Genomic DNA, 17290 nt, shown 5'->3' on the forward strand with positions numbered 1-17290 from the left:
CGTTCGCCGCGCTGCGCCCGCCGCGCTGCGCTCGATCGGCCTGAGCGCACCGGCGGGCGCACTATGCCGCCGGCTGCCCGCTCGGCCCGATCGAACGCGGAGCGCCCCGGCGAGCACCGCCCGTGCTGCGCGCCCATCGATGGTGCCCGGCGCGCACGAAGGCGAGGATGTCCGCCTCGATCGCCGGCCACTCCTCGTGGATCTGCCGCCACGTGAGCCTCACGACGTGGTAGCCCATCGCCGCGAGCGCGCGGTCGCTGGCGCGATCCCGCTCGTACGCGACCAGGTCGGCGTGGTGCTCGACGGAGTCGCACTCCAGCACGAGGCGGTCGCCGACGGGCACGTCGACCCGCCGGCGGCCGATCCGATGCTGGATGCGGACGTCGAGGCCGAGGCTGCGGAGCCGGAAGCGCGCGAGCGACTCGGTGCCGGCCTCGGCGCGCGCATCCAGCCGTCGCAGCAGGGCGCGACGCGCGAGCGGCGCGGCGCGTGACCAGGCCTCGAGCTCGTCGAGGGAGGCGATGCCGCGGTGGAGCAGGGAGTCGCCCACGGCGACCAGCTGCTCGGCAGGAGCGCAGCGCAGGGCGCAGCGCCAGGCGGTCTCGACGTCGTCGACCGCCGCGCGCACCGCGGGGTTCCGGCCGTAGGGCCGGCACCCCTTGGCGGCCCGCCGCGCGTCGCGCTGGCCGTCGGCGCGGCGGACGTGGTCGCCCTCGCCTCGCGGCAGCCACGCGCCGTGGTGGGCGAGCGCGCTGAGGCAGCCGACGCAGCCGCCGTCGACGACCGCCGCCCGGGCCGCGGGCGTGGCCCGCCACGCGACCCAGCCGCGGCGGAGGCGCTCGAGGCGCCCTGCCGCGACAGCGCGGTCGACGACCGTGCGCGGGACGCCGGCGGCCAGCAGCTGCGCCGTGGTGAGGACGCCCTGGAAGGCGCGGAACAGCTCGAGGTGGTGCATGGCCGCAGGGTCGCGCCGCTCCCGTCGCTCGCGGGCCGCGCCGACACCGACCTGTGGACGCGCGCGGTCGCCCCGATCTCCCGGTCGGCCCGGCAGCGCGCACCCCGAGCCGCGCTCGATCGGCCCGAGCGCACCGGCGGGCGCACTGTGCGGCTGACCGCCCGCTCAGGCCCGACGAGCGCGGCAGCCCTCCCGAGCCGCGCTCGATCGGCCTGAGCGCGACGGCGGGCGCACTGTGCGGCTGGCTGTCCGCTGAGGCCGATCGAGCGCGGGCGCCCTCGGCGGGCGGGTCGCGCCGGGAGCACGCCCGCGCGGCGCGAGCCCATGCGTGCCCTGACCGCCGCCTGGCCGTATCCTGAGCGCACATCCGTCGAAGGAGTCCCCGTGCGCCGCACCGCCGCCATCGCCGTCCCCGCGCTCGCCGCGATCGCCCTGCTCGCGGGCTGCGCCACGCCGCCGCCCGCCGCCACCACGGAGGCGGGGGAGCCCGAGCCGACCTCGGCGCTCGAGTGCGCGCAGATGGTCACGAACTCCGGCGGCCTCAACGACCGCTCCTTCAACGAGACGAGCTGGGCGGGCATGCAGCGCGCCCAGGCCGAGCTGGGCGTCGAGGCGAACGTGCTCGTCTCGACCTCCGAGACCGACCTCGCCCCCAACGTGCAGGCCGCCGTCGACACGGGCTGCGGCTTCGTGCTCACGGTCGGCTACGAGCTCGCCGCCGCGACGGCCGAGCAGGCCGAGGCCAACCCCGACGTGCAGTTCGCGATCGTCGACGAGGTCGTCGAGGCGCCCAACGTCCGTCCGATCGTCTTCGACACGGCGCAGGCCGCCTTCCTCGCCGGCTACACCGCCGCCTCCGTCACCGAGACCGGCATCGTCGCCACCTTCGGCGGCGGCAACCAGCCTCCCGTCACGCTCTTCATGGACGGCTTCGCCGCCGGCATCGACGCCTTCAACGAGGCGAAGGGCCAGGACGTGCGCCTGCTCGGCTGGGACCCGGAGACGCAGGACGGCACCTTCACGGGCGACTTCGAGAACGTGCAGCTCGGCCAGACGCAGACGCAGGCCTTCCTCGCGCAGGGCGCCGACGTCATCCTCCCGGTCGCCGGCCAGGTCGGCGAGGGCGCCTTCCGCGCCTCGCTCGACGCGGGCGGCGAGGCGCTCGTCATCTGGGTCGACAACGACGGCTACGACACCCTGCCCGAGGAGTTCCGCCCGCTCCTCCTCACGAGCGTGCTGAAGAACACCGAGGACGCGGTCGTCGAGGCGATCGCGGATGCGGCCGAGGGCGGGCTCTCGGCCGAGCCCGTGATCGGCACGCTCGAGAACGGCGGCGTCGAGATCGCCCCGTTCCACGACCTCGACCCGCGCGTGAGCGCCGAGACGAAGGCCGAGCTCGATGCGCTGCGCGAGCAGATCATCGCGGGGGAGATCGTCGTGGAGTCGCCCTCGACCCCCTGATTCCTGCGTCGATGCTCAGCGGAATGCAACGATTCCGTTTCAGAACGGCGACAGCGGCACGTCGGCGCGGATGGGCGTCCTATGCTCAACCCATCCCCGCCCTGCCGCCATGCGGCGGGCATCCTTTGCACTGGAGGATCCCTTGAGGAACATCACCCGCACCGCCGCACGCGGCGGCGCCGTCGCGCTGGGCGCGATGCTGCTGCTCGCCGGCTGCGCCGCCGCCCCCGAGGCGCCGGCCGAGACGAGCGGCGGCGCCGCTGAGCCGACCGTCGACATCCAGCCCTGCATCGTCTCGGACGAGGGCGGCTTCGACGACCGCTCGTTCAACCAGCTGGGCGCCGAGGGCCTCCGCGCCGCGGCCGAGGGCCTCGGCGTCGAGCCGATCGAGGTCGAGTCGAACTCGCCGTCGGACTACGCGCCGAACCTCACGAGCGTCATCGACCAGGGCTGCAACATGGTCGTCTCGGTCGGCTTCTCGCTCGCCGAGGCGACGGGTGCCGCGGCCACCGCGAACCCCGACATCAACTTCGCGATCATCGACGACTCGTCGGTCGTGGCCGACAACGTCCAGCCGATCGTCTACGACACGGCGCAGGCCGCGTTCCTCGCCGGCTACGCCGCCGCCTCGTACTCGGAGTCGGGCATCGTCGCGACCTGGGGCGGCCTCCAGATCCCGCCGGTCACGATCTTCATGGACGGCTTCGTCGACGGCGTGAACTACTTCAACGAGCAGATGGGCGAGGACGTCACGGTCCTCGGCTGGGACGTCGACGCGCAGAACGGCTCCTTCACGGGCGGCTTCGCCGCCGGCGTCGAGGCCAAGTCGATCGCCGAGCAGTTCATCGGCCAGGGCGCCGACGTGCTCATGCCGGTCGGCGGCCCGATCTTCCTCTCGGCCGCCGAGGCCATCCGTGACCAGGGCGACGACTCGGGCATCGTGATGATCGGCGTCGACGCCGACCTCTACGAGACCTCGCCCGAGAACGCCGACCTCTTCCTCACCTCGGTGCTGAAGGGCATGTCGACGGGCGTCCAGACGGTCGTCGAGCAGGCGGCGGCAGGCGAGTTCTCGAGCGAGCCGTACGTCGGCACGCTCGAGAACGAGGGCGTGGGACTGGCCCCGTTCCACGACTTCGAGGGCTCGGTCGACCCCGAGCTGCAGGCGCAGCTCGACGAGATCACGGCCGGCATCATCGCCGGTGACATCGAGGTCGTCTCGCCCGCGAGCCCCGAGACCCCGTAGGTCCGCAGCATGCACGTGGGGGTCGGCTCCAGCCGGCCCCCACGCGCGTGAGCGCCGCCGGGTGCGCGGCACCCCCAGAACCCGGCTAGATTCACATGCGACGCCAGCGTCGTCGTCCAAGGAAGGCCCATGACCACCGAGCACCCGACCCTCGAGCTCCGCGGCATCACCAAGCGCTTCGGAGCCCTCACCGCCAACGACCAGATCTCCCTGGAGGTCCGCGCGGGCGAGATCCACTGCCTGCTGGGCGAGAACGGCGCGGGCAAGTCGACGCTCATGAACGTCCTCTACGGCCTCTACCGCGCCGACGAGGGCGAGATCCTGCTCGAGGGCGCCGCGCAGCGCTTCTCCGGCCCCGGCGACGCCATGCGCGCGGGCATCGGCATGGTGCACCAGCACTTCATGCTCATCCCCGTCTTCACCGTCGCCGAGAACGTGCTGCTCGGCCACGAGCGCAAGCTCGGCGGCCTCGCGGGCGCGCGCCAGAAGGTGCGCGAGATCTCGAAGCGGTTCGGCTTCGACATCGACCCGGACGCGCGCATCGAGGACCTGCCCGTCGGCGTCCAGCAGCGCGTCGAGATCATCAAGGCGCTCTCGCAGGACGCGAAGGTGCTCGTCTTCGACGAGCCCACCGCCGTCCTCACCCCGCAGGAGACCGACGAGCTCATGGCCGTCATGCAGCAGCTCCGCGGCGAGGGGCGCGCGATCGTCTTCATCACCCACAAGCTCCGCGAGGTGCGGGCGATCGCCGACCGCATCACGGTCATCCGCCTCGGCAAGGTCGTCGGCACCGCGAGCCCGACCTCGTCGAGCACCGAGCTCGCCTCGCTCATGGTCGGCCGCCCGGTCGAGCTCACCGTGCAGAAGGACCTGCCCGTGCTCACCGACAACCAGCTCGAGGTCACGGCGCTCACCGTGCTGGACGCGGTCGGCCAGAAGGTCGTCAACGACGTCTCCTTCACCGTCCGCGGCGGCGAGGTGCTCTGCATCGCGGGCGTCCAGGGCAACGGCCAGACCGAGCTCACCGAGGCGATCCTGGGCCTCCAGCAGCGCGCCTCGGGCTCGATCTCGCTCAACGGCCGCGAGCTGCTCGGCCGCTCGGTGCGCGAGGTGCTCGACGCCGGCGTCGGCTTCGTGCCCGAGGACCGCAAGGTCGACGGCCTCGTCGGCGACTTCTCGATCGCCGAGAACCTCATGCTCGACCGCTATCAGGGCGCGCCGTTCACCAAGGCCGGCACGATCGACCGCGCGGAGCGCGACCGCTTCGCCGAGGAGAAGCTCGGCGCGTACGACGTGCGCGCGCAGGGCATCGAGACCCACGTCGGCACCCTGTCCGGCGGCAACCAGCAGAAGGTCGTGCTCGCCCGCGAGCTCGGCCGCCCGCTCGCGCTCTTCGTCGCGTCGCAGCCCACCCGCGGCCTCGACGTCGGCTCGATCGAGTTCGTGCACAGCCAGATCATCGCGACGCGCGACGCGGGCATCCCCGTGATCGTCGTCTCGACCGAGCTCGACGAGGTCGTGGGCCTCGCCGACCGCATCGCGGTGATGTACCGAGGCGGCGTGGTCGGCATCGTGCCGGCCGACACCAGCCGCGACGCGCTCGGCCTCATGATGGCCGGCGAGCGCCCTGCAGACCACGCGGAAGGAGCCGCAGCGTGAACGACCGGACGCGCGACGCCGACGACCCCATCCAGCCCGGCGACCGTCACGGCGACGGCGCCCCCGACTCCGGGGTGCAGCCGACGATCGTCCACGCCCCCGAGGTGACGGAGGTGGCGACGGCGACCCCTGTCGCCCCCACCGACGACCGCGTGGCCGAGGAGGAGGACCCCTGGGGCTCCGCCTTCCGGCGCATCATGGGCGGCAACCTCGTGATGTCGGTGCTCGCGGTGCTCGCCTCGCTCGTCGTCGGCGGCATCCTCATCGCCGCGACCGACGAGCGCGTGCAGGCCGCGAGCGGCTACTTCTTCGCGCGTCCGAGCGACGCGCTCGGCGCGGCCTGGGACGCGGTGTTCGGCGCCTACTCGGCCCTCTTCCAGGGCTCGATCCTCAACTTCTCGCGTGCCGACGCGGGCTTCGCCCAGCTCATCAAGCCGCTCACCGACACCCTGAACTTCGCCACCCCGCTCATCGCGGCGGGCCTCGGCGTGGCCATCGCCTTCCGCGTGGGCCTGTTCAACATCGGTGGCCGCGGCCAGATGCTGTGGGCCGCCGCCGCGGCCGGCTGGGTGGGCTTCTCGTTCGAGCTGCCGCCCGTGCTCCACGTGCTCGTCGCGATCGCCGTCGGCATCCTCGCCGGCGCGATCTGGGGCGGCATCGCCGGCGTCCTGAAGGCCTACACGGGAGCCCACGAGGTGATCGTGACGATCATGCTCAACTTCGTCGCGCTCTGGTTCATCACGTGGATGCTGCGCACCCCCGGGCTCCTGCAGGCGCCCGGCAGCAACAACCCGATCTCGCCGCCCATGCCCGAGACCGCGGTGCTGCCGTCGATCTTCGGCCCGCCCTTCGTGCTCCACTGGGGCTTCGTGCTCTCGGTCGGCGCCGTCGTGTTCTGCTGGTGGCTCATCGAGCGCTCGAGCCTCGGCTTCCAGTTCCGCGCGGTCGGCTTCAACCCGAACGCCGCGCTGAACGCCGGCATGGACGTCAAGCGCATCACGGTGCTCGCGATGCTCTTCGCGGGCGGCTTCATGGGCCTCGCCGGCGCGCAGCAGGTCACGGGCTCCGTCACGACGGGCTTCACCTCGGGCATCGACGCCGGCATCGGCTTCGACGCCATCACCGTCGCGCTGCTCGGCGGCTCCACGCCGTGGGGCACGCTCGCCGCGGGCCTGCTCTTCGGCGCCTTCAAGGCCGGCGGCTTCCGCATGCAGGCCGCAGAGGGCGTGCCGATCGACATCGTCCTCGTCGTGCAGTCGTTCATCGTGCTCTTCATCGCCGCGCCGCCCCTGGTGCGCGCCATGTTCGGCCTCCCGCAGCCGGGGAGGAAGTCGCGCAGGCAGCGGCGCGAAGAGGCCGCGCTCGCCGCGGCGCTCGCCCCGAAGGACGCCGCCACCGACCGGAAGGGAGCGGGCGCATGACCACCCAGCAGCCCATCGACGCCCGCACCGCCTCGCCCTCCGAGCCGGAGGCCCTCGAGCGCGCCGTCGTCAAGCACTGGAAGGGGCCGATCTCCTTCGCCGTGCTCACCGTCGTCGCCGCGATCCTCATGATCGGCCTGGGCCGCGACGGCTCGGCGACCCTGCGCCTCGCCTCCGGCGGCGACTTCGTGCAGATCCCCGACGCCGTGCTGCCCGCGCGGCCGACCGGCATCGTCGTCGTGCTGCTCCTCGCGGCGCTCACGGCGCTCTCGTTCTGGGCCACAGCGACCGTCCGCAGGCTCGGCCCCTGGCTGCCCGTGGCCTTCGGCGTGCTCTTCGTGCTCGGCTTCCTCACCTGGGCCGGCGCGGGCGCGATGATCCCGATCACGGGCCTGCTCTTCGCGACCGTGGGGCTCTCGGTGCCGCTGATCTTCGGCGCCATGGGCGGCGTGATCTCGGAGCGCGCGGGCGTCGTGAACATCGCGATCGAGGCGCAGCTGCTCGGCGGCGCGTTCACGGGCGCCGTCGTCGCCTCGGCGACGGGCTCGACGATCGTCGGCGTGCTCGCTGCGATGCTCGCCTCGGTGCTCGTCTCGATGGTGCTCGCGGCCTTCGCGATCCGCTACCTCGTCGAGCAGGTCATCGTCGGCGTCGTGCTCAACGTGCTCGTCGTGGGCCTGACGAACTTCTTCTACTCGTCGGTGCTCACGGGCAACCCCGCGCTCAACTCGCCCGACCGCCTCGACCGCATCCCGATCCCGGGCCTGTTCAACATCCCGGTCATCGGCCCGGCGCTGTTCAACCAGACGATCATCGTCTACGCGATGTACATCGTGGTGCCGGCGATCGCCTACGGCCTGTTCCGCACCACGTGGGGACTGCGCCTGCGCGCGATCGGCGAGCACCCGCTCGCGGCCGACACCGTCGGCATCCGCGTCAACCCGCTGCGGTTCTGGAACGTCTCGCTCGCGGGCGCGATCGCCGGCCTCGGCGGCGCCTACTTCACGCTCGACTCCAACGGCTCGTTCACGCGCGAGATGACGGCGGGCCTCGGCTACATCGCCCTCGCCGCCGTGATCTTCGGCCAGTGGCACCCGATCAAGGCGGCCGCCGCTGCGCTGCTGTTCGGCTTCGCCTCGGCGCTGCAGCAGACGCTCGGCGCGATCGGCTCGCCGGTGCCGAGCGAGTTCATGCTCATGCTCCCGTACGTCATCACGATCCTGGCGGTCGCCGGGTTCATCGGCCAGTCGCGCGCGCCCGCCGCGAGCGGCAAGGCCTACGTGAAGCAGTAGGGGCATGGCGGAGATCGACTGGCAGGCGCTGCACGAGGCGGCGGTCGCCGCGAGCGCGAAGGCCTACGCGCCGTACTCGCGCTTCGCCGTGGGCGCCGCGGCGCTCGTCGACGACGGCCGCATCGTCTCGGGCGCGAACATCGAGAACGCGGCCTACGGCGTGACGCTGTGCGCAGAGTGCTCGCTCGTCTCCGAGCTCGTCATGGGCGGCGGCGGCAGGCTCGTCGCCTTCGCGTGCGTCGACGGCAACGGCGACCGGCTCATGCCCTGCGGCCGCTGCCGCCAGCTGCTGTTCGAGCACGCGGCCGAGGGCTGCCTGCTCGACACCGTGAGCGGCATCCGCACGATCGACGAGGTGCTGCCCGACGCGTTCGGGCCGCGCACGCTCGAGGCGTACGCCGAGACCCGGCGGCCCTAGCCCACCCATCCATCCACCACGCCCGACCCCGACCGCCCACCCGGCGGCCGCGGTCGGGCGGCAGCATCCGGGCCGACGGGCGCCGGATGGAGATCCGCGGCCGACCGCCGCGACCCAGCGAAGCGAGGAAGCACCATGGCCGAGGCGTTCGACGTCGTCGACATCATCCGCACGAAGCGCGACCGGGGCACGCTCTCCACCGAGCAGATCGACTGGCTGATCGACGCCTACACGCGCGGCTACGTCGAGGACCCGCAGATGGCGTCGCTCGCCATGGCGATCCTGCTGAACGGCATGGAGCGGCGCGAGATCCACGACCTCACGAGCGCCATGATCGCCTCCGGCGAGCGCATGGACTTCTCGTCGCTCGAGGCGCCCACGGTCGACAAGCACTCCACGGGCGGCGTCGGCGACAAGATCACGCTGCCGCTCATGCCGCTCGTCGCGGCCTTCGGCGCCGCGGTGCCGCAGCTCTCCGGCCGCGGGCTCGGCCACACGGGCGGCACGCTCGACAAGCTCGAGTCGATCCCCGGCTGGCGCGCCGACCTCTCGAACGCCGAGATGCTCGAGCAGCTGCGCACGGTCGGCGGCGTCGTGTGCGCCGCGGGCACGGGCCTCGCGCCCGCCGACAAGCGCCTCTACGCCCTCCGCGACATCACGGGCACGGTCGAGGCGATCCCGCTCATCGCGTCGTCGATCATGTCGAAGAAGATCGCCGAGGGCACGGGCGCGCTCGTGCTCGACGTGAAGTTCGGCTCGGGCGCCTTCATGCAGGAGTTCGCCCGGGCGAAGGAGCTCGCCGAGACGATGGTGGCGCTCGGGCGCGACGCCGGGGTCGAGACGCGCGCGCTGCTCACCACCATGGACACGCCGCTCGGCCTCGCGATCGGCAACGCCAACGAGGTGCGCGAGTCGGTGGAGGTGCTCGCCGGCGGCGGCCCCGCCGACGTGGTCGAGCTCACGGTCGCGCTCGCGCGGGAGATGCTCGACGCGGTCGGCAAGGGCGACGCCGATGTCGAGGCCGCGCTGCAGGACGGCCGGGCGATGGACGTCTGGCGCCGCTTCGTCGTGGCGCAGGGCGGCGACCCCGACGCGGCCCTGCCGACGCCGAACGAGACGCACACGGTCGTGGCCGAGGCCGACGGCGTGCTCGTGCGCCAGGAGGCGCTGCCCTTCGGCGTCGCCGCCTGGCGCCTCGGCGCCGGCCGTGCGCGCGCGAGCGACCCCGTGGTGCACGCCGCGGGCATCGACCTGCACGTGAAGCCCGGCGACGCCGTGCGCGCGGGCGACCCGCTGTGGACGATCTCGGCCGACGACGCCACGCGCATCCCGCGGGCGCTCGAGGCGCTCGAGGGCGCCTGGGAGCTCGCCCCCGCGGGCACCGAGGTCGTCGTGCCCTCGATCGTGCGCGAGCGGATCGCCTGAGCCGGCGCTGCGCGGGCGGCGGGCGGATGCTCGCCGCCCGGCAACGTGCCCGCAACCTCCGACTTGTACGATCGGAGCCGCACCACCCCCTCGGACGATGGAGACCATGATGAGCCGCTACGAGGTCGACGGCGTCGACATCCAGAGCCTGCCGAAGGTCAGCCTCCATGACCACCTCGACGGGGGCCTGCGTCCGCAGACGATCCTCGAGCTCGGCGACGAGATCGGCCTCGAGCTGCCCGCGAGCGACGCGGCCGCGCTCGGCGCGTGGTTCGCGAAGCAGTCGAACTCGGGCTCGCTGCCCGAGTACCTGACGACCTTCGACATCACGACCGCGGTCATGCAGACCGAGCACGGCCTGCACCGCGTGGCGAAGGAGTTCGTGCTCGACCTCGCCGAGGACGGCGTCGTCTACGGCGAGATCCGCTGGGCGCCCGAGCAGCACCTGACCCGCGGGCTGTCGCTCGACGCGGCCGTCGAGGCCGTGCAGGCGGGCATCGACGAGGCGGTGGCGCTCGTCGCGACCCACGGCGGCGGCATCCGGGTGGGGCAGCTCATCAGCGCGATGCGGCACCTCGACCGCGCCGACGAGATCGCCGAGCTCGCGCTCCGCCACCGCGACCGGGGCGCCGTCGGCTTCGACATCGCGGGCCCCGAGGCGGGCTTCCCGGCCTCGCGCCTGGCCTCCGCCTTCGACCTCCTCGCGAAGGCGCACTTCCCGGCGACCGTCCACGCGGGCGAGGGCGCGGGGCTCGAGTCGATCCAGGACGCGCTCTTCGCGGGGCGCGCGCTGCGCCTCGGCCACGGCACGCGCATCGCCGAGGACATCGTGGTCGAGGAGGAGACCGCCGACGCCGTCGTCGTGCGCCTGGGCCAGACCGCCGAGTGGGTCAAGGACCGGCAGATCGCGCTCGAGGTGAGCCCGAGCTCCAACCTGCAGACCGGCACGATCGCGCAGTGGGGCGAGGAGCTCGTCGACCACCCGATCGACCTGCTGCTCCAGCTCGGCTTCGCCGTGACCGTCAACGTCGACAACCGCCTGCAGTCGGGCACCTCGCTCACGCGCGAGCTCGGCCTGCTCGTCGAGGCCTTCGACTGGGACCTCGACGACCTCGAGCAGGTGCAGCAGCACGCCGCGGCGGCCGCCTTCCTGCCCTTCGAGGAGCGCGAGGACCTCGCCGACGAGATCGCCGACGGGTTCGACCGCCTGCGATGACGCTGCCCCTCGCCGACGCCTCGTTCTCGCCCGGGGTGCACGCCGCCGACTGGCGCGCCGCCGTGCGCGCCGCGGGCGTCGACCTCGTGCACTCTGGGGCCGTCGGCCGCGCCTACGTCGACGAGATGGTGCGCCAGATCGACGACTCGGGGCCCTACTGCGTCGTCGCGCCCGGCGTCGCGGTGCCGCACGCGCGCGCGAGCGCCGTGGTGCGCCGCGACGCGCTCGCGATCGTCGTGCTCGACGCGCCCGTGCCGTTCGGGCATCCGCACCACGATCCCGTGCGGGTGGTGGTGGGGCTCGCAGCGACGAGCCCGCGCGGGCACCTGCGGATGCTCGCGGAGCTCGCGAACGAGCTCGACCGGCCCGGGGTCATCGACCGCCTCGCGGCGGCGGCGACGCGCGAGGAGGCGCTCGCGGCCCTCAGCGCCTGAGCGCGATCGACGGAGGTCGGCGAGCCGAGCTGCTGCGAGGGCGGCTCAGTCGGCCATGGGGCGCGCTGCGGTGCGCAGGTGCGAGCCCTCCGGCGCGTGGCCGGGGTCGCGGCCCGTCTCGACGACGCGGTTCGCGTCGTCGACGAACACGACCGAGGGGCGGTGCGCCCTGGCCTCGGCGTCGTCGAGCTGCGCGTAGGCGATGACGATGACGGTGTCGCCCACGTGCACGAGGCGCGCCGCCGCGCCGTTGACGCACAGGATGCCGGAGCCGCGCTCGCCGGGGATCGTGTAGGTCGTGAAGCGGGCGCCGTTGTCGACGTCGACGATGTCGACCTCCTGCCCGGGGAGGATGTCGGCCGCGTCGAGCAGGTCCTCGTCGACCGTGAGCGAGCCGACGTAGTGCAGCTCCGCCTGCGTCACCGTCGCCCGGTGGATCTTGCCCTGCAGCATCGTGCGCAGCATCCGGATGTCCCTCCCCGCCCGCCCGGTCGGGCGGCTCCGGGGCTCCATCCTGCCACCGACGGCGAGGGGCCGCGCTCCGCCCAGGGCGGAACGCGGCCCCTTGAGGCGGGCCTCAGCCCAGCAGCGGCCGCACGGCCTCAGCGATCGCCGCGACCTTCGCCTCGGCGGCGCGCACGCGCTGCGCGGGCGAACCCTCGTGCGAGACCGCGTCGATGTAGACCTTCACCTTCGGCTCGGTGCCGGAGGGGCGCACCATGACGCGCGTGCCGTCGCCGAGCGTGAAGCGCAGGATGTCGCCGATCGATCCGTGCTCGGCGAGCGAGAGGTCGTCTGCGGCGGTGACCGCGAGGCCCGCGAGCTCGGCCGGCGGCTCGGCGCGCAGCGCCGCCATGATCGCCGGGATGCGCGCGAGGTCGGTGACGCGCACCGAGACCTGGCCCGAGGCGAAGGCGCCGAACTCGCCCGCGAGCGCGAGCAGCTCCTCGGCGAGCGACGAGCCGCGGGCGTGCAGCTCGGCGGCGAGCGTCAGCACGCGCACGAGCGCCGAGATGCCGTCCTTGTCGCGCACCGTGCCCGGGTTCACGAGGTAGCCGAGGGCCTCCTCGTAGCCGTAGACGAGGTCGGGCACGCGCGAGACCCACTTGAAGCCCGTGAGGGTCTGCACGAAGTCGAGGCCGTGCGCCTCGGCGATCGCGCCGAGGCCGGGGGAGGAGACGATCGAGGCCGCGAGCGCGCCGTGGCCGCGGGCCGAGCGCGCGGCGTCCCAGCCGAGCAGGAGGCCCACCTCGTTGCCCGTGAGCATCCGCCAGGCGCCGCCCTCGGGCACCGCGACCGCGAGCCGGTCGGCGTCGGGGTCGTTCGCGAGCACGAGGTCGGCGCCCTCCGCCTCGGCGAGCGCGAAGGCGAGGTCGAGCGCGCCGGGCTCCTCGGGGTTCGGGAAGTCGACCGTGGGGAACGCGCCGTCCGGCTGCGCCTGCTCGGGCACCGCGACGACGGGCGCGAAGCCCGCGGCCGCGAGCACGGCCTCGACCGTCTCGAGGCCGACGCCGTGCATGGGCGTGTAGACGACCTTCGGGCCCGCGCCGCCGCCGGCGGGCGGCTGGCCGAGGCTCGCGGTGGCGGCGACGTAGGCCTCCCAGACGCCCTCGCCGGCCGTCTCGACCTCGCCGCGCGGGTACTCGGCCACAGGCGTCGCCGCGGCCTCCTCGATGCGCGCGGCGATCTCGCCGTCGACGGGCGGCACGATCTGGCTGCCCTCGTCGGCGCCGCCGAGGTAGACCTTGTAGCCGTTGTCGCCGGGCGGGTTGTGGCTCGCCGTCACCATGACGCCGGCGCTCGTGCCCAGGTGCCGCACCGCGAACGCGGTCACGGGCGTCGGCAGCAGGCGCGGCAGCAGGATGGCGCGCACGCCCGCGCCCGCGAAGACCTCGGCTGCGTCGCGCGCGAAGATCTCGGAGCCGCGGCGGCCGTCCCAGCCGATCACGACCGAGGGGTGCGGCTCGCGGCCCACGAGGAACGCCGCGAGGCCCGCGGACGCCTGCTGGACGGTGACGCGGTTCATGCGGTTGGGCCCGGGGCCGATCGCGCCGCGGAGCCCCGCGGTGCCGAACTGCAGCCGGCCGCGGAACGCGTCCTCGAGCTCCGCCCGCGCGGCCTCGTCGCCCGCCTCCGCGGCGGCGACGGTCGCCTCGAGCGCCGCGCGGGTCGCCTCGTCGGGGTCGGCGGCGGCCCAGGCGCGGGCCGTCTCCGCCGCGCTCACGCCGTGGCCCCGATCGCGCCGACGACGTCCGCGAGCAGGCGCGAGATGCGGCCCTCGGCGGCCTGCCCGGCCTCGATGACCTCCTCGTGCGAGAGCGGCGTCGTCTGGATGCCCGCCGCGAGGTTCGTGATGAGCGAGAGGCCCAGCACCTCCATCCCCGCCTCGCGGGCGGCGATCGCCTCGAGCGCCGTCGACATGCCGCAGATGTGGCCGCCGATCGCCTTCGCCATCTGCACCTCCGCGGGCGTCTCGTAGTGCGGGCCGCGGAACTGCACGTAGACGCCCTCGTCGAGGCTCGCGTCGACCGTGCGGGCGATGTCGCGCAGGCGCGGCGCGTAGAGGTCGGTGAGGTCGACGAACGTGGCGCCCTCGAGCGGGGAGTCGGCGGTGAGGTTGATGTGGTCGCTGATGAGCACGGGCTGGCCGGGCTCCCAGTGGTCCTTGATGCCGCCCGCGCCGTTCGTGAGCACCATCACGGTCGCCCCCGCGGCGGCGGCGGTGCGCACCGAGTGGACGACCCGGCGCACGCCGTGGCCCTCGTAGTAGTGGGTGCGGGCGCCGATCACGAGGGCGCGGCGGCCATCGGCGAGGAGGATCGAGCGGAGGGTGCCCACGTGGCCCTCGAGGGCGGGCTTCGAGAAGCCCGTGACCTCGGTCGCGGGGATCGTGTGCGTGGTCTCGCCGAGCAGGTCGGCGGCCTTGGCCCAGCCGGAGCCGAGCGTGAGGGCGATGTCGTGGGTCTCGACGCCCGTGATGCGGCGGATGTCGTCGGCTGCTGCGGCGGCGACTGCCTTCGGGTCGGCGGGGTGGTCCAGGGGGTGCGTCATGCCGCCCACTCTAGGCGGCGCGACGGGGCCGCGCGGCCCGCTCGCCTAGGCTCGATCGCATGGCCATCGGCGCGACCGTCCACACCTTCGAGGTGCAGCTCTCCGACGTCGATCGCGGGGTCTACGAGGAGCTCTCGCTCAAGGTCGCGCAGCACCCCTCGGAGACGACCGCGTTCATGGTCACGCGCGTGCTCGCGCTCTGCCTCGAGCACGAGGAGGGCATCGGCTTCGGCGACGGGGTCGCGGGCGGCGACGAGCCCGCGGTCGTCGCGCGCGACCTCACGGGCGCGCTCACCGCGTGGATCGAGATCGGCGCGCCCGAGGCCGAGCGCGTGCACCGCGGCTCGATGGCCGCGGAGCGCACGGCCGTCTACACGCACCGCGACCCCGACCGCGTGGCCGGGCGCTGGGCGGGCAAGCGCATCCACCGGGCCGGGGAGGTGCGGCTCGTGTCGTTCGACGCCGGCTTCGTCGACGCGGTGGCGGCGGCGGTCGCGCGCCGCACGAGCATGAGCGTCTCGCGCACCGAGGGCACGCTCTACGTCGAGGTGAACGGCACCTCGCTGTCGTCGGCCGTGCACGAGCGCGCCGCCGGCTGACACCGCCCGCCGTCGCGCGGCCATCCGCCGCTGCGAACTGCGGGATGATGGAGCACGTGAGTGCATTCGAGCGCAAGCAGCGCGTGGTGATCATCGGCGGTGGACCCGGCGGCTACGAGGCGGCGCTCGCGGGCGCGCGGCTCGGCGCGGAGGTGACGCTCATCGAGCGCACGGGCGTGGGCGGCGCGGCGATCCTCACCGACGTCGTGCCCTCGAAGTCGCTCATCGCCACCGCCGAGTCGGCGGCCGCGATCCGCGACGCCGCGCAGCTGGGCGTGCAGTTCTCGGTGCGCGGCGACTCCGGGAGGCCCCAGCGGCCCGAGGTCAACGTCAACCTGCGGGCCGTCAACCGCCGCCTGCTCTCGCTCGCCGCGAAGCAGTCGCTCGACATGAAGGCCGACCTCGAGAAGGCCGGCGTCACGATCGTGCAGGGCGAGGGGCGCCTCGACGGCACGGGCCGCGTGGTCGTCTCGACCGGCAAGCAGGGCGCCGACTTCGACGAGTTCGAGGCCGACACGATCGTCGTCTCGGTGGGCGCGACGCCCCGCCAGCTGCCGAGCGCGATGCCCGACGGCGAGCGCATCCTCACCTGGACCCAGCTGTACGGGCTCGAGGAGGTGCCGGAGCACCTCATCGTCGTCGGCTCCGGCGTCACGGGCGCCGAGTTCGCCTCGGCCTACTCGCTCATCGGCGCCGAGGTGACGCTCGTCTCGAGCCGCGACCAGGTGCTGCCCGGCGAGGACGCCGACGCCGCCGCGGTCATCGAGGAGGTCTTCACCCGCCAGGGCATGCAGGTGCTGTCGAAGTCGCGCGCGGAGCGCGTCGAGCGCACCGACGCCGGCGTCGTCGTGCACCTCACCGACGGCCGCACCGTCGAGGGCTCGCACTGCCTCATGGCGGTCGGCTCGATCCCGAACACCGCGGGCATCGGGCTCGAGGAGGCCGGGCTCGAGATGGCGCCGTCGGGCCACATCCTCGTGAACCGCGTCGCGCGCACGAACCTCCCGAACGTCTACGCGGTCGGCGACTGCGCCGACGCGCTGCCGCTCGCCTCCGTGGCCTCGATGCAGGGCCGCACGGCGATGTTCCACGCGCTCGGCGACGCCGTCGATCCGATCTCGATGCGCACCGTGGCCTCGAACATCTTCACGCAGCCCGAGATCGCGACGGTCGGCTGGTCGCAGAAGCAGATCGAGGAGGGGATCGCGCAGGGCGAGGTCTACCGCATCGACCTCGCGACGAACGCGCGCGCGAAGATGATGGGCATCGAGGACGGCTTCGTGAAGCTGTTCGCGCGCACGGGCTCCGGCACGGTCATCGGCGGCGTCATCGTGGCGCCGAAGGCCTCCGAGCTCATCTACCCGGTGACGATCGCGATGGAGCACCGCCTCACGGTCGACCAGCTCGCCCGAGTCTTCCCCGTGTTCCCCTCCCTCACGGGCTCGATCGCCGACGCCGCGCGCGCGATGCACCGCGTCGACGAGTCCTGACGCCGTCGCGCCGCGCCGCTCGCACCCGACGACCGCGGCTCCGGCGATCGACGACCCCGTCGCGGATCCGCGACCCGTACGACGAGGTCCCGGATGCGCGGAGGGGTCCCGGATCCGCCGCCGTGTCGAATCCTCGGGGGGTCGTGCGTCTTCCGTGCGAGACTGCCGCCAGCGCAGTCCGTGACGGAAGGATGCGGCCATGGCCGACCAGTACATGTTCCTGATCGTCGAGCCCGACTGGGACTCCGACGCCTACCTCGAGGACACCGACCGCATCGGCGCGGAGTTCCCCGAGTTCGAGGTCTTCGAGCGCAAGGTCGAGGAGCTCGGCGCGCGCATCGTCGGCGGCAACGCGCTGCAGCACCGCAAGCACGGCGGCGCCGTGCGCCCGGGCAAGGACGGGCGCGAGCTCGAGGACGCGCAGTGGACCGACGGCGCGAGCCTCGAGGGCGACGAGGTGATCACGGGCTTCTACCTGGTCGAGGCCGAGTCGCCGGAGGTCGCGAAGCAGCTCGCCGTGTTCGTGCCCACGGGCGGCCACATCGAGTGGCGCGCCGTGTTCGACTTCGGGTGATGGCCGGCGCGCGCTCCGCGCCGGACGGTCGACGACGGGCGATCGGCGC

At 73.6% G+C, this 17290-nt stretch carries 16 protein-coding genes; 12 read left to right on the plus strand and 4 right to left on the minus strand.

The genetic code is table 11. The features are described from left to right. Nucleotides 1-61: 61 nt before the first annotated feature. Nucleotides 62-955 (minus strand): type IV toxin-antitoxin system AbiEi family antitoxin domain-containing protein, encoded by an 894-nt coding sequence (locus OVA14_RS07495; RefSeq protein WP_267503306.1) that lies wholly within the window; start codon nt 953-955, stop codon nt 62-64. A 384-nt stretch (nt 956-1339) separates the two neighbouring features. Between OVA14_RS07495 and OVA14_RS07500 the strand changes: the two genes are divergently transcribed. The 9 genes from OVA14_RS07500 to OVA14_RS07540 all read left to right on the plus strand — a co-directional run bounded on the left by OVA14_RS07500 (nt 1340) and on the right by OVA14_RS07540 (nt 11527). Then, nucleotides 1340-2416 (plus strand): BMP family lipoprotein, encoded by a 1077-nt coding sequence (locus OVA14_RS07500; RefSeq protein ID WP_267503307.1) that lies wholly within the window; start codon nt 1340-1342, stop codon nt 2414-2416. Between the two features lie 142 nt (nt 2417-2558). After that, entirely contained in the window at nt 2559-3662 is a 1104-nt protein-coding gene (locus OVA14_RS07505) for a BMP family lipoprotein (RefSeq protein WP_267503308.1), read from the plus strand. Between the two features lie 129 nt (nt 3663-3791). Next, nucleotides 3792-5321: an ABC transporter ATP-binding protein gene (locus OVA14_RS07510; protein ID WP_267503309.1), complete on the plus strand. Its 1530-nt coding sequence runs from the start codon at nt 3792-3794 to the stop codon at nt 5319-5321. Continuing rightward, nucleotides 5318-6742: an ABC transporter permease gene (locus OVA14_RS07515; RefSeq protein ID WP_267503310.1), complete on the plus strand. Its 1425-nt coding sequence runs from the start codon at nt 5318-5320 to the stop codon at nt 6740-6742. Before OVA14_RS07510 ends, OVA14_RS07515 begins: the two co-directional genes overlap by 4 nt. Next, nucleotides 6739-8034, plus strand: a complete 1296-nt coding sequence (locus OVA14_RS07520) for an ABC transporter permease (RefSeq protein ID WP_267503311.1) — start codon at nt 6739-6741, stop codon at nt 8032-8034. Before OVA14_RS07515 ends, OVA14_RS07520 begins: the two co-directional genes overlap by 4 nt. Nucleotides 8035-8038: 4 nt before the next feature. After that, on the plus strand, nt 8039-8452 hold the full coding sequence (locus tag OVA14_RS07525) for a cytidine deaminase (protein ID WP_267503312.1): 414 nt from the start codon (nt 8039-8041) through the stop codon (nt 8450-8452). A gap of 135 nt (nt 8453-8587) precedes the next feature. Beyond that, nucleotides 8588-9877 (plus strand): thymidine phosphorylase, encoded by a 1290-nt coding sequence (locus tag OVA14_RS07530; RefSeq protein WP_267503313.1) that lies wholly within the window; start codon nt 8588-8590, stop codon nt 9875-9877. 97 nt (nt 9878-9974) lie between these two features. Beyond that, nucleotides 9975-11093 (plus strand): adenosine deaminase, encoded by a 1119-nt coding sequence (locus tag OVA14_RS07535; protein ID WP_267503314.1) that lies wholly within the window; start codon nt 9975-9977, stop codon nt 11091-11093. Continuing rightward, nucleotides 11090-11527, plus strand: a complete 438-nt coding sequence (locus tag OVA14_RS07540) for a PTS sugar transporter subunit IIA (RefSeq protein WP_267503315.1) — start codon at nt 11090-11092, stop codon at nt 11525-11527. The genes OVA14_RS07535 and OVA14_RS07540 overlap by 4 nt, the downstream gene beginning before the upstream one ends. 45 nt (nt 11528-11572) lie before the next feature. Here OVA14_RS07540 and panD read toward each other — a convergent pair whose 3' ends face one another. The 3 genes from panD to OVA14_RS07555 all read right to left on the minus strand — a co-directional run bounded on the left by panD (nt 11573) and on the right by OVA14_RS07555 (nt 14578). Further along, the gene (gene panD / locus OVA14_RS07545) at nt 11573-11992 is read right to left on the minus strand and encodes an aspartate 1-decarboxylase (protein ID WP_267503316.1); all 420 of its coding nucleotides are present in this window, start codon (nt 11990-11992) and stop codon (nt 11573-11575) included. 112 nt (nt 11993-12104) lie between these two features. Then, nucleotides 12105-13751: a phospho-sugar mutase gene (locus OVA14_RS07550; protein ID WP_267503317.1), complete on the minus strand. Its 1647-nt coding sequence runs from the start codon at nt 13749-13751 to the stop codon at nt 12105-12107. After that, nucleotides 13748-14578, minus strand: coding sequence for a purine-nucleoside phosphorylase (locus OVA14_RS07555; protein ID WP_267503318.1), 831 nt, complete (start codon nt 14576-14578; stop codon nt 13748-13750). The genes OVA14_RS07550 and OVA14_RS07555 overlap by 4 nt, the downstream gene beginning before the upstream one ends. A 59-nt stretch (nt 14579-14637) precedes the next feature. On the opposite strand from OVA14_RS07555, the gene OVA14_RS07560 reads away from it, so the two are divergent. From OVA14_RS07560 to OVA14_RS07570, 3 genes are all read left to right on the plus strand, one after another. Beyond that, nucleotides 14638-15177 (plus strand): YaeQ family protein, encoded by a 540-nt coding sequence (locus OVA14_RS07560; protein WP_267503319.1) that lies wholly within the window; start codon nt 14638-14640, stop codon nt 15175-15177. Between the two features lie 47 nt (nt 15178-15224). Continuing rightward, nucleotides 15225-16667: an NAD(P)H-quinone dehydrogenase gene (locus tag OVA14_RS07565; protein ID WP_267505526.1), complete on the plus strand. Its 1443-nt coding sequence runs from the start codon at nt 15225-15227 to the stop codon at nt 16665-16667. A gap of 199 nt (nt 16668-16866) precedes the next feature. Further along, nucleotides 16867-17241, plus strand: coding sequence for a hypothetical protein (locus OVA14_RS07570; protein WP_267503320.1), 375 nt, complete (start codon nt 16867-16869; stop codon nt 17239-17241). Nucleotides 17242-17290 lie beyond the last annotated feature (49 nt).

It is taken from the genome of Agrococcus sp. SL85, from assembly GCF_026625845.1.
In the GTDB taxonomy this organism is placed as follows: Bacteria; Actinomycetota; Actinomycetes; order Actinomycetales; family Microbacteriaceae; genus Agrococcus.